The organism is Cellulomonas pasadenensis (assembly GCF_047229365.1).
Classification (GTDB): domain Bacteria; phylum Actinomycetota; class Actinomycetes; order Actinomycetales; family Cellulomonadaceae; genus Cellulomonas.
Genome location: NZ_JBFTEP010000108.1, coordinates 1 through 12,554 on the forward strand (window position 1 = coordinate 1; position 12,554 = coordinate 12,554).

At 74.4% G+C, this 12,554-nt stretch carries 10 protein-coding genes and 1 pseudogene; 10 read left to right on the forward strand and 1 reads right to left on the reverse strand.

Annotated elements, in window-relative coordinates; all coding sequences use genetic code 11:
• The coding region (locus AB6N23_RS13985; RefSeq protein WP_412866633.1) for a S1C family serine protease at window positions 1–1,358 on the forward strand (1,358 nt) is incomplete at its 5' end.
• A gap of 218 nt (window positions 1,359–1,576) precedes the next feature.
• Here AB6N23_RS13985 and AB6N23_RS13990 read toward each other — a convergent pair.
• Window positions 1,577–2,938: an isochorismate synthase gene (locus AB6N23_RS13990; protein ID WP_412866634.1), complete on the reverse strand. Its 1,362-nt coding sequence runs from the start codon at window positions 2,936–2,938 to the stop codon at window positions 1,577–1,579.
• A 134-nt stretch (window positions 2,939–3,072) separates the two neighbouring features.
• Between AB6N23_RS13990 and AB6N23_RS13995 the strand changes: the two genes are divergently transcribed.
• The 9 genes and pseudogenes from AB6N23_RS13995 to AB6N23_RS14035 form a co-directional block, all read left to right on the forward strand.
• A complete protein-coding gene (locus AB6N23_RS13995; protein ID WP_412866635.1) occupies window positions 3,073–3,765 on the forward strand; it encodes a demethylmenaquinone methyltransferase in 693 nt (230 codons plus the stop codon).
• A gap of 148 nt (window positions 3,766–3,913) precedes the next feature.
• Window positions 3,914–5,215 (forward strand): geranylgeranyl reductase family protein, encoded by a 1,302-nt coding sequence (locus tag AB6N23_RS14000; protein ID WP_412866636.1) that lies wholly within the window; start codon window positions 3,914–3,916, stop codon window positions 5,213–5,215.
• Window positions 5,216–5,297: 82 nt separating this feature from the next.
• On the forward strand, window positions 5,298–5,660 hold the full coding sequence (locus tag AB6N23_RS14005) for an NADH-quinone oxidoreductase subunit A (protein ID WP_412866637.1): 363 nt from the start codon (window positions 5,298–5,300) through the stop codon (window positions 5,658–5,660).
• Window positions 5,661–5,738: 78 nt separating this feature from the next.
• A complete protein-coding gene (locus AB6N23_RS14010) occupies window positions 5,739–6,290 on the forward strand; it encodes a NuoB/complex I 20 kDa subunit family protein (RefSeq protein WP_412866638.1) in 552 nt (183 codons plus the stop codon).
• A complete protein-coding gene (locus AB6N23_RS14015) occupies window positions 6,287–7,147 on the forward strand; it encodes an NADH-quinone oxidoreductase subunit C (RefSeq protein WP_412866639.1) in 861 nt (286 codons plus the stop codon). Before AB6N23_RS14010 ends, AB6N23_RS14015 begins: the two co-directional genes overlap by 4 nt.
• Window positions 7,147–8,505: an NADH-quinone oxidoreductase subunit D gene (locus AB6N23_RS14020; protein ID WP_412866640.1), complete on the forward strand. Its 1,359-nt coding sequence runs from the start codon at window positions 7,147–7,149 to the stop codon at window positions 8,503–8,505. Before AB6N23_RS14015 ends, AB6N23_RS14020 begins: the two co-directional genes overlap by 1 nt.
• A complete protein-coding gene (nuoE, locus tag AB6N23_RS14025) occupies window positions 8,505–9,473 on the forward strand; it encodes an NADH-quinone oxidoreductase subunit NuoE (RefSeq protein WP_412866641.1) in 969 nt (322 codons plus the stop codon). Before AB6N23_RS14020 ends, nuoE begins: the two co-directional genes overlap by 1 nt.
• Window positions 9,470–10,807: an NADH-quinone oxidoreductase subunit NuoF gene (gene nuoF, locus AB6N23_RS14030; protein ID WP_412866642.1), complete on the forward strand. Its 1,338-nt coding sequence runs from the start codon at window positions 9,470–9,472 to the stop codon at window positions 10,805–10,807. The genes nuoE and nuoF overlap by 4 nt, the downstream gene beginning before the upstream one ends.
• Window positions 10,804–12,483, forward strand: a pseudogene (locus AB6N23_RS14035) (NADH-quinone oxidoreductase subunit G); the annotation flags it as partial. The gene nuoF and the pseudogene AB6N23_RS14035, both read left to right, overlap by 4 nt.
• Window positions 12,484–12,554: the final 71 nt, after the last annotated feature.

The window sequence follows — 12,554 nt, forward strand, 5'->3', positions numbered from 1 at the left end:
CGTTCGGCCCCGGTGCGGCCGCCGGCGGCTCGGCGGGTGCGCCCCCGGCGGACCCGTGGGCGCCGTCCGCGGACGCCGCCGACGGCACGCCTCGTGAGCGCCGTCGCGTCAAGCCGTGGGTCTGGGGCACGGCCGCGGCCGTCACCGGCGTGCTCGTCGGCGGCGGCGTCGTCGCGGGCCTCACGCTCGAGGACGGCCCGCTCGCCGACGCCGGCTCGCAGAGCGCCTCGCTGGCCGACATCGGCCGGTCGACGACCGAGCAGGTGCCCGTCTCCGGCTCGTCCGCCGAGAACCCGGACTGGCAGGCCGTCTCGGCCGCGGTCCGCGACTCGGTCGTCGCCATCGAGGTCCGCACGCAGTCGGGCGGCTCGCAGGGCTCGGGCGTCATCGTCGACGACGACGCGCACGTGGTGACGAACAACCACGTCGTCTCCGCCGCCGCCGAGGGCGGCCAGGTGACCGTGACGCTCACCGACGGCCGCATCTTCGAGGCGGAGGTCGTCGGCACGGACGTCGCGACCGACCTGGCGGTGCTGCGCATCGTCGACGCCCCGGACGACCTGCAGGCCGCCGCGCTCGGCGACTCCGACGACGTCGCCGTCGGGTCGCCCGTCATGGCCGTCGGCAACCCGCTCGGCCTGGCGAACACGGTCACCACCGGCATCGTCTCGGCGCTCGACCGCCCGGTCTCCACCCAGGAGGACGCGCGCAGCGAGGCCGCCGTGACGAACGCGATCCAGATCGACGCCGCGGTCAACCCCGGCAACTCCGGCGGTCCGCTGTTCGACGCGCAGGGCCGCGTCATCGGCATCACGTCGTCGATCGCGACGCTGTCGCAGCAGTCCGGCTCGATCGGCCTCGGATTCGCGATCCCGGTCAACCTGACCAAGAACGTCGCGAGCCAGATCATCGAGGACGGGCAGGCGGAGCACGCGTTCCTCGGCGTCACGATGACGGACGGCACGGCCACCGCCGACGGGGTCACGCGCCGCGGCGCGGTCGTCCAGACCGTCCAGGAGGGCTCGCCGGCCGCGGAGGCGGGCGTGCAGCCGGACGACGTCATCGTCGCGATCGGCGACGACCCGGTGGGCGGCGCGGAGTCGCTGACGGCGTTCGTCCGCTCGCTGTCGTCGGGCGACGACGTGACGCTGACGGTCGTGCGCGGCGGCGCGACCACCGAGCTGGACGTCACGCTCTCCACGCGTCCCGACGCGCTCACCACCGACCCCGACCAGCAGGACGGGCAGCCGGGGCAGGGCGGCCAGGGCGGCCAGGGCCAGGGCCCCGGTGACCTGCCCGGCGGCCTCACCCCCGAGGAGCTGTGGGAGTGGTTCCAGCAGCAGCAGGGCCAGGGCTGACCTCCTGAGCACGGCGGGGGCGACCCCGCCCGACCGACCCGGGCTGCACGCCGTCACGGCGGCGCGCACGCCCGGCCCCCCCGTCGCCGACCCCCCGCGGCGACGGGACCGCAGGGCCCGTCGTGGGCATCCCCTCCCACGACGGGCCCTCGCGTGCGTCCGGGCTCGTCGGGTGCGGCGGCGAGCCGTCCCCGACGCCCGGTCCCGTCCGGGAGGGGTCAGTCGTCGCCGAGCGCGAACCGCATGGGCTCGAGCTTCGCGCGCGACTCCGCCAGCTCGGCGGCCGGGTCGGAGGCGGCGACGACGCCGCAGCCGGCGAACAGGCGCAGGCGGTGCGGGTCGGTGCGGTCGAGCTCCGCGGAGCGCAGCGCGATGCCCCACTCGCCGTCGCCGTCGGCGCCGAGCCAGCCGACCGGGCCGGCGTAGCGGCCGCGGTCCATGCCCTCGACGCGGGCGATGAGGCGGCGCGCCGCGTCGGTGGGCGTGCCGCAGACGGCGGCGGTGGGGTGCAGCGCGGCGGCCAGCGCCAGGGACGTGGGGTGCTCGCCGCCGTCGGGCGTCGCGAGGACGCCCGTCACGTCGGACGCGAGGTGCAGCACGTTGGGCAGTGACAGCACGAACGGCACGTCGGGCACGTTCCACGACGAGCCGAACGGCGCGAGGGCGCGCGCCACGGACGCGACGGCGTACTCGTGCTCCTCGAGGTCCTTCGACGAGTGCGCGAGGATCGCGGCGCGGCCCATGTCGGCGTCGTCGTCGCCCGTGCGCCGGATCGTGCCGGCGAGCACGCGCGACGTGACGAGCCCGCGCTCGGAGCGCACCAGCAGCTCCGGTGTCGCGCCGACGAGCCCGTCGACGCTGAACGTCCAGCAGGACCGGTACCGGTCGGCGAGGCGGTGCAGCGCCCACCGGACGTCGAGCGGGCGGGACGTGCGCGCCTCGACGTCGCGCGCGAGGACGACCTTGTCGACCTCGCCGTCGCGGATCGCGGCGACGCCGCGCGCGACGACGTCCAGCCAGTCGTCGGCGTCGACGGCGCCGTCGCGGTAGGTGACCTCGCCGGGCGGGCGCGGGTCGGTGCGCGGCGGGACGACGTCGCCCAGCCGGGGGTAGGCGCCCAGGCGCGCGGGGTCGGTGAGCGTGGTGAGCCAGGTGCGGCCGTCGCGGCGCCCGACGACCACGCGCGGCACGACGAGGACGCCGCCCGCGGCGGAGTCGTCGTCGAAGGCGAACGACGCGAACGCCACCGGGCCGGTGCCGGGCAGGCGGACCTCGTCGCGGACGATCGCGTGGTCGACGACCTCGCGCCACGCGCGCTCGGCGGCGGCGAACCGGTCGGGCCCGTGCACCTCGACGCGGGCGGCCTCGCCCCAGGCGACGAGCCCGTCGCCGCGGCGGACCCACGCGAGGGGGGCGTCGCCGGGCAGCAGGTCGAGCAGGTCGGCCGGGTCGGGGGCGTCGCCGGCGCGCGTCGGCAGGTCGTCGACGGCCACCGTGCGCACCACCAAGGGGTGGGGCAGGTGCCGCTGCCGGGGCAGGGGCAGGTGCCGCTGCGCGGGGGCGCCGCTCGACGTGCTCATCGCCAGCCAGGGTAGGACCTCGCGCACGCCCGGAGGGGCGGCGGGGGGCCGGTGGCGACGCACGTCACACCGCCGACGGGGCGACGGCGTCCGCCCGGCCTGGCCGTCCGGCGCCGACCTGCGACGATGGGCCCATGCCGCGCGCCACCCTCGACAAGGACCCCCGCGACGTCGCCGCGATGTTCGACGCCGTCGCGCACCGGTACGACGTGACGAACGACGTGATCTCCCTCGGGCAGGACCGCGCGTGGCGGCGCGCCACCCTCGCGGCCGTGGGGGCGCAGCGCGGGGAGACGGTGCTCGACCTCGCGGCCGGCACGGGGACGTCCAGCGAGCCGCTCGCCGACGCCGGCGTGCACGTCGTCCCGTGCGACCTGTCGACGGGGATGCTGGGGGTCGGCAAGCGCCGCCGGCCGGACCTGCCGTTCGTCGCGGGCGACGCGCTGCACCTGCCGTTCGCGGACGCGTCCTTCGACGCCGTCACCATCTCCTTCGGCCTGCGCAACGTGCCGGACCCGGACGTCGCGCTCGAGGAGATGCTGCGGGTGACGAAGCCGGGCGGCCGCCTCGTGGTCTGCGAGTTCTCGCGGCCGACGTTCGCCCCGTTCCGCGCCGTCTACACGAACTACCTCATGCGGGCGCTGCCGCCCGTGGCGCGGGCCGTGTCGAAGGAGCCGGACGCCTACGTCTACCTCGCCGAGTCGATCCGGGAGTGGCCCGACCAGCGGGCCCTCGGCCTGCTGCTCAAGCAGGCGGGGTGGGTCGACGTCGCGTACCGCAACCTGTCCGGCGGCATCGTCGCGCTGCACCGCGGCCGCCGCCCGTAGGGCGCGCAGCGGACGCGTCCGCGCAGGTCACGGGACCGACGTCCCGGTCCGCCCGCCAGGTAAGCCCTACCTTCGCAGACAGGTCGGGTGACGCTGGCTACACTCGCAGCGTCGCACGTGAACGACGTCACAAAGTGGGGTGGACGTGGTGGACGCAGCGCACGATGACGCCGACGTCATCGTCGTCGGTGCAGGCCCGGCAGGGGCCTCCGCGGCGTACCACTGCGCCGCCGCGGGTCTCGACGTGCTGCTCCTCGAGAAGGCGTCCTTCCCCCGCGACAAGATCTGCGGCGACGGCCTGACGCCCCGCGCGGTGGCCGAGCTCGTGCGCATGGGCGTTCCGATCCGCGAGCAGGACGGCTGGATCCGCAACAAGGGCCTGCGCGTGATCGGCGGCGGGCACCGCATCGAGCTGGAGTGGCCCGAGCTGTCGGTGTACCCGTCGTACGGGCTCGCCCGCGCGCGCACCTCTCTCGACCAGACGCTCGCCGAGCACGCGCGCGCCGCCGGCGCCAAGCTGCTCGAGCGCACGGCCGTCATCCGGCCCGTCCGCGACGAGCGCACGGGCCGCGTGTCGGGCGTGCGCGCCCGGTCCGTCGACCACGACGGGCGCCGCACGGTCGACGCCGGCGACGAGGTCACGTACCGCGCCCCGGTCGTCGTCGCCGCCGACGGCGTCTCCGCGCGCCTCGCGACCGCCGTGGGGCGCGTCAAGCGCGACGACCGGCCCATGGGCGTCGCCGTCCGGACGTACTTCCGGACGCCGCGCCACGACGACCCGTGGATGGAGTCGCACCTCGAGCTGTGGGACGGGGCGCCCGGCCGGTCGAACCTCATGCCGGGGTACGGCTGGATCTTCTCGCTGGGCGACGGCACGGCGAACGTGGGCCTCGGCTCGGTGAGCTCGACGGCCGCCGCGACCAAGGTCGACTACAAGGACCTGTTCGCGCGGTGGATGGCCAACGCCCCGGCCGAGTGGGAGTTCACGCCGGAGAACCAGGTCGGTCCCGTGCGCGGCGCCGCCCTGCCGATGGGCTTCAACCGCGGGCCGCTCTACGCGGACGGGCTGCTGCTGGCCGGCGACGCCGCCGGCATGGTCAGCCCGTTCAACGGCGAGGGCATCGCGTACGGCCTGCAGGCCGGACGCGTGGCCGCGGACGCGATCGCGCAGGGCCTCGCGCGCGGCTCCGTCGCCGGTCGTGAGCGCGCGCTCGCCACCTACCAGTCCCGCATGAAGGACGACCTGGGCGGCTACTACACGCTCGGCCGGCAGTTCGTGCGGCTGATCGAGCACCCGCAGGTGATGCGGCTGTGCACCCGGTACGGGCTGCCGCGGCCGCTGCTCATGCGGTTCGTGCTCAAGCTCCTGTCCGACTGCTACGAGCCGCGCGGCGGGGACGTGGTCGACCGCGTCATCGCCGGCCTGGCGAGGATCGCCCCGGCCGCCTGACCCGCACGACCCCGCACGACCCGCACCATCGACCCGCTCGCCCCGGCCCCGGCCGGACCTCGACGCCGAGGAGGACCGCACGATGACCAACCCGTACGTGCCGCTGCTGGTGCTGATGGGCATCGCCGCCGTGCTGGCCCTGGGCGGCGTGGGGGCGAGCGCGATCCTCGGCCCCAAGCGGTACAACCGCGCCAAGCTCGAGGCGTACGAGTGCGGCATCGAGCCGACGCCGCACGCGGTGGGCGGCGGGCGCTTCCCGATCAAGTACTACCTCGTCGCGATGACCTTCATCATCTTCGACATCGAGGTGGTCTTCCTCTACCCGTGGGCCGTGAGCTTCGCCGAGGTGGCCACGTTCGGCCTCGTCGCGATGCTCGCGTTCCTCGTCCTCATCACCGTGCCGTTCGTCTACGAGTGGAAGCGCGGCGGGTTCGAGTGGGACTGACCTCCGGCGGCACGACCGCACGCACCCCCGGCACCAGCACGACGACGGCACCGACGCCGCACCCGAGGAGGGGCTGACATGGGCATCGAGGAAGCGCCCTCGGGCTTCCTGCTGACGACGGTCGAGGACCTCGTCGGCTACTTCCGCAAGGGCTCGCTGTGGCCGGTGACGTTCGGCCTGGCGTGCTGCGCGATCGAGATGATGGCCACCGGCGCGAGCCGGTACGACATCTCCCGGTTCGGCATGGAGGTCTTCCGCGCGTCGCCGCGCCAGGCCGACCTCATGATCGTCGCGGGCCGCGTCAGCCAGAAGATGGCGCCGGTCGTGCGGCAGGTCTACGACCAGATGTCCGAGCCGAAGTGGGTGCTCTCGATGGGCGTCTGCGCGTCCAGCGGCGGCATGTTCAACAACTACGCGATCGTGCAGGGCGTCGACCACGTCGTGCCCGTCGACATCTACCTGCCCGGCTGCCCGCCGCGGCCGGAGATGCTCACCCACGCGATCCTCGCGCTGCACGACCAGATCCAGAACGCGCCGCTCGGCGTCAACCGCACGGAGGCGGCCGCGGCCGCCGAGGCAGCCGCGCTCGCCGCGACGCCGACCTCGCACATGACGGGGCTCCTGCGGTGACGCCGGAGCACGCACCCGAGAAGCGCCCGGCGGAGGGTGACGCGCCCGTGCCGGCGGGGGAGAAGGCCGACGCCGCGTCGGCCGTCAAGCCCGGCGCGGAGGGCACCGCCCCGGCGTCCGCCGTCGCGCAGCAGACGTCGGCCGCCGCGCTCGAGGCGGGGTCGCAGAACGTCGGCGCGGGCGCCGCGCGCACGCCGCTCGACATCGTCGACGTGCGGACCGGCATGTTCGGCGTCGCAGGCTCGGGCGACACGTCCGGCTACGGCGGGCTCGTGCGCACCGTCGCGATGCCCGGGCCGAGCGAGCGGCCGTACGGCGGCTGGTTCGACGAGGTCGTCGACGTGCTCACCGAGGTGCTCGACGAGTCCGGCACGGGCTTCGCGAACGCCGTCGAGTACGTGACGGTCGACCGCGAGGAGCTCACGCTGCACGTGCGGCGCGAGCACGTCGTCGAGGTCGCCCGCGCGCTGCGCGACGACCCGGACCTGCGGTTCGAGATGAGCCTGGGCGTCAGCGGCGTGCACTTCCCGCACGAGAGCGGCCGTGAGCTGCACGCCGTCTACCACGTCGTGTCGATCACCCACGGGCGCCGCCTGCGGTTCGAGGTCGCCGTCGCGGACGACGACCCGCACATCCCGTCCACCACGGCGGTGTACCCCGCCAACGACTGGCACGAGCGCGAGACCTGGGACTTCTTCGGCATCGTCTTCGACGGCCACCCGGGGCTCGCGCGCATCGAGATGCCCGACGACTGGCCGGGCCACCCGCAGCGCAAGGACTACCCCCTCGGGGGCATCCCGGTCGAGTACAAGGGCGCCTCCGTGCCGCCCCCGGACCAGCGGAGGTCGTACAGCTGATGACCGCCCCCACGTCGCACACCCCCCACGCCACGGCGCACGTCGTCGACGACGAGACCACCGGCCGGCCCACCTTCGAGGCGTCCGGCGGCGACTGGTCCGACATCGCCGAGGAGGCCGCGCGCCTCGGCGAGGAGCGCATCGTCGTCAACATGGGCCCGCAGCACCCGTCCACGCACGGCGTGCTCCGGCTCATGCTCGAGATCGACGGCGAGACCGTCACCGAGGCCCGTGCCGGCATCGGCTACCTGCACACGGGCATCGAGAAGAACATGGAGTACCGCACCTGGACCCAGGGCGTGACGTTCTGCACCCGCATGGACTACGTCGCCCCCCTGTTCCAGGAGGCGGCCTACTGCCTCGCGGTCGAGAAGCTGCTCGGCATCACGGACGACGTGCCCGAGCGGGCGACCGTCATCCGCGTGCTGATGATGGAGCTCAACCGCATCTCGTCCCACCTCGTGTGCCTCGCCACGGGCGGCAACGAGCTCGGCGCGACGACGATCATGACCGTCGGCTTCACCGCCCGCGAGCAGGTCCTCCAGGTCTTCGAGCTCGTCACGGGCCTGCGCATGAACCACGCGTACATCCGCCCCGGCGGCGTCGCGCAGGACGTGCCGCCCGGGTCGATCGACTCGGTGCGCGAGGCCCTGGTGCAGATGCGCCACTACTTCCGCCAGCTCGAGGACCTCATGCTGGCCAACCCGATCCTGCAGGCGCGCCTGAAGGACGTCGGGACGCTCAACCTCGCGGCGTGCACGGCGCTCGGCATCACCGGGCCCGTGCTGCGCTCGACCGGGCTGCCGTACGACGTGCGCAAGGCCGCGCCGTACTGCGGGTACGAGACCTACGACTTCGACGTGCCGGTCAACGACGGAGCCGACTCGTGGTCGCGCGTGCTGCTGCGCATGGAGGAGTGCTACCAGTCCATGCGGATCGTCGAGCAGTGCCTCGACCGGCTCGCCGCGCTGCCCGCGGGCGACGTGATGGTGCACGACAAGAAGATCGCCTGGCCCGCCCAGCTCGCCATCGGCACCGACGGCATGGGCAACTCGCTCGGCCACATCCGGGAGATCATGGGCACCTCGATGGAGGCCCTGATCCACCACTTCAAGCTGGTGACGGAGGGCTTCCGCGTCCCGGCCGGCCAGGTGTTCCAGACGGTCGAGCACCCGCGCGGCGAGCTCGGCGTGCACCTGGTGTCCGACGGCGGCACGAAGCCCTACCGGGCGCACTTCCGGGACCCGTCGTTCAACAACCTGCAGGCCGTCTCGATGATGTGCGAGGGCGGGCAGGTGGCCGACGTCGTCGTCGCCGTCGCGTCCCTCGACCCGGTGCTGGGAGGGGTGGACCGCTGATGTCGGTGCAGCACGAGACGCCGGCGGCGGACCCCGCCGGCCGGGTGCCGGGGGAGCGCCACGCCACCGGCTACGACGCCGCGACGCGCGAGCGCCTCGCGGCGGACGCGGCGCAGATCATGGCGCGCTACCCGCAGGAGCGTTCGGCCCTGCTGCCGATGCTGCACCTGGTGCAGGCGGAGGACGGCTACGTCAGCCCGCGCGGCATCGCGTTCTGCGCCGCGCAGCTGGGCCTGACGACGGCCGAGGTCTCGGCGGTCGCGACGTTCTACACGCAGTACAAGCGCCACCCCAACGGCACGTACACCGTGGGCGTCTGCACCAACACGCTGTGCGCGGTGATGGGCGGCGACGCCATCTGGGAGGAGCTCACGGAGCACCTCGGCGTCGACCACGACGAGACCACCGAGGACGGCGCGATCACGCTCGAGCGCATCGAGTGCAACGCGGCGTGCGACTACGCGCCGGTCGTGATGGTCAACTGGGAGTTCTTCGACGACCAGACGCCGGAGTCGGCGCGCGACGTGGTGGACCGCCTGCGCGAGGGCGTGCCCGTCGCCCCGACGCGCGGCGCCGCCTCGGTCTGCACCTTCCGGCAGATGAGCCGGGTCCTCGCCGGCTTCCCCGACGGCCGCGCCGACGAGGGCGTCGGCGCCGGCCCCGCGACGCTGCGCGGCACGCTGCTCGCCAAGGAGAAGGGCTGGCGCGCGCCGGACTTCCCCGACGTGCAGCACGTCGAGGGGCAGGTCTCCCCGTCGGGCGGCGCACCCGCCGGGCAGGCGCAGCCCGAGGACGCCAAGCCGGCCGCCACCGGCGCCGGTCCCACCCCGGCCGGTCAGCAGCCCGGTGCCGACCCCAAGGTCGGCGCCGAGGAGTCCAGCGCCCAGCGCCCGGCGACGACGCCGGCCGACTCCTCGCCCGAGGGTCAGCAGCGCCGGCAGCGCACCGACGACGCGAAGGAGTCGTGATGACGACCCTGGCACCCGTCCTGTCCGCGCACTGGGACGCGGACCGCTCGTGGACCCTGGCGACCTACGAGGAGCACGGCGGCTACCGCGGCCTGCGCCGCGCGCTGAACATGCAGCCGGCCGACGTCGTGACGATGGTCAAGGAGTCCGGCCTGCGCGGCCGTGGCGGCGCCGGGTTCCCCACGGGCATGAAGTGGGGCTTCCTGCCCGCGCCCGACGGCGGCCCGCGCTACCTCGTGGTCAACGCGGACGAGTCCGAGCCGGGCACCTGCAAGGACATCCCGCTCATGATGGCGAGCCCGCAGGCGCTCGTGGAGGGCGTGGCCATCACGTCCTACGCGATCGGCTGCACGCACGCGTTCATCTACGTGCGCGGCGAGGTGCTGCACGTGTACCGCCGCATGCTGCGCGCGGTCGAGGAGGCGTACGAGGCCGGCTACCTGGGCAAGGACGTCCTGGGCACGGGCGTCGACCTCGACGTCACCGTGCACGCGGGGGCCGGTGCGTACATCTGCGGCGAGGAGACGGCGCTGCTCGACTCCCTCGAGGGGCTGCGCGGTCAGCCGCGGCTCAAGCCGCCGTTCCCGGCGGTCGCCGGCCTGTACGCGCGCCCGACGGTCGTGAACAACGTCGAGTCCGTGGCGTCGGTGCCGGGCATCCTCGTCGGCGGCGCGTCGTGGTTCACGTCGATGGGGACCGAGCGCTCCGCCGGGCACGGGCTGTTCTCGCTGTCGGGCCACGTCGAGCGTCCCGGCCAGTACGAGGCGCCGCTCGGCATCACGTTGCGCGAGCTGCTCGACATGGCGGGCGGCGTCCGGGCGGGCCACGAGCTGAAGTTCTGGACGCCCGGCGGGTCGTCGACGCCGATCTTCACGGCCGAGCACCTCGACGTGCCGCTGGACTACGAGTCGGTCGGCAAGGCCGGCTCGATGCTCGGCACGCGCGCGCTGCAGATCTTCGACGAGACGGTGTCGGTGGTCCGCGCGGTCACGCGGTGGATGGCGTTCTACAAGCACGAGTCGTGCGGCAAGTGCACGCCGTGCCGCGAGGGCACGTTCTGGCTGCTGCAGGTGCTGCAGCGGCTCGAGGCCGGGCAGGGCACGAGCGGGGACATCGACCTGCTCCTCGACCTGTGCGACAACATCCTCGGCCGCTCCTTCTGCGCGCTCGGCGACGGGGCGACGAGCCCGGTCACGAGCGCCGTGAAGTACTTCCGGGAGGAGTTCGAGGCGGGCACGCACACGCCCGCCGACGTCCTCTTCCCGCCGGAGCGCAGCGCGCGCTTCGAGTACACGCCGCGTCGTCGCACGCAGCTCGCGGGGGTGCACGCATGACCATCACGACGCCCAACCGGCGCACCGACGCGCGCGCGGACGCGGCCACGCCGCTCGTCCCCGCCGCGCCCCCGGCGCACGAGCCGGAGCCCGAGGCGACCGTCACGTTCGAGATCGACGGCCTGGAGACGACGGTGCCCAAGGGCACGCTCGTCATCCGCGCCGCCGAGCGCCTCGGCATCCAGATCCCGCGGTTCTGCGACCACCCGCTGCTCGCGCCCGCCGGCGCGTGCCGGCAGTGCCTCGTCGAGGTGTGGGCGCCGGGCCGCGACGGCAACCTCGCCAAGATGCCGAAGCCCCAGGCCTCGTGCACGCTCGAGGCCACGCCCGGCATGCAGGTCAAGACGCAGCACACGTCGCCCGAGGCCGACAAGGCGCAGCACGGCGTCATGGAGCTGCTGCTCATCAACCACCCGCTCGACTGCCCGGTCTGCGACAAGGGCGGCGAGTGCCCCCTGCAGAACCAGGCGATGAGCAACGGGCGCACCGCGACGCGGTTCGTCGACGTCAAGCGGACGTTCCCCAAGCCCATCGCCGTCTCGACGCAGGTGCTGCTCGACCGCGAGCGCTGCGTGCTGTGCCAGCGGTGCACCCGGTTCTCCGAGGAGGTCGCCGGCGACGTCTGGATCGACCTGCAGAAGCGCGGCGCGCAGCAGCAGATCGGCACGTTCGACACCGAGGTGCTCGGGTTCGCGGGGGAGACGCCGGCCGGCGCCGCGACCCTCGACACGAGCGGCCGCCCGTTCTCGTCGTACTTCTCCGGCAACACGGTGCAGATCTGCCCGGTCGGCGCGCTGACGTCGGCCGCGTACCGGTTCCGCGCGCGCCCGTTCGACCTCGTGTCGACGCCGGGCATCGCGGAGCACGACAGCAACGGGTCGGCCATCCGCGTGGACCACCGCCGCGGCGTCGTGCTCCGGCGCCTCGCGGGCGAGGACCCGACCGTCAACCAGGAGTGGGTGACGGACAAGGACCGCTTCGCGTTCCGCTGGCAGTCGGCCGCCGACCGCATCACGACGCCGATGGTGCGCCGCCCGCAGGGCGACGGCACGCGGGGCCCGCTCGAGCCGTGCAGCTGGTCGGAGGCGCTCGAGACCGCCGCGGTCGGCCTGCAGGCCGCGGTCGAGGCGGGTGCGGGCGTCGGCGTGCTGCCCGGCGGGCGCCTCACGCTCGAGGACGCCTACGCCTACGCCAAGCTCGCGCGCGTCGCGCTGCGCAGCAACGACGTCGACCACCGGTCGCGCCCGCACTCCGCGGAGGAGGAGGCGTTCCTCGGCCACGTGGTCGCGGGGCGCACGCTCACCGTCACGTTCGCCGACCTCGTCGCCGCGCCCACGGTGCTGTGCGTCGCGTACGAGCCGGAGGAGGAGGGCGGCATCGTCTTCCTTCGGCTGCGCGACCGCGTCGTCTCCGGCCGGACGCGCGTGCTGTCGGTCGCCCCGCTCGCGAGCCGCGGGCTCGAGCGCCTGGACGCCACGCTGCTGCGCGCCGCGCCCGGCACCGAGCCCGAGGTGATCGACGCGCTCGACGCGGGCGCGTCCGAGCCGCTGCTCGCCGACGCCGCCGGCGCGCTGGCCGCGGAGGGCGCGGTGATCCTCGTCGGGGAGCGCGCGGCCGAGGTGCCGGGTCTGCTGTCCGCGGTGCTCCGGCTCGCGGGGCGCACGGGGTCTCGTATACACATCTGACGCAGCCGACGGTGCCATGGATGGGGAGGTGGCGGGGGGGGGCGGGGGCGGGGGGGGGGGGG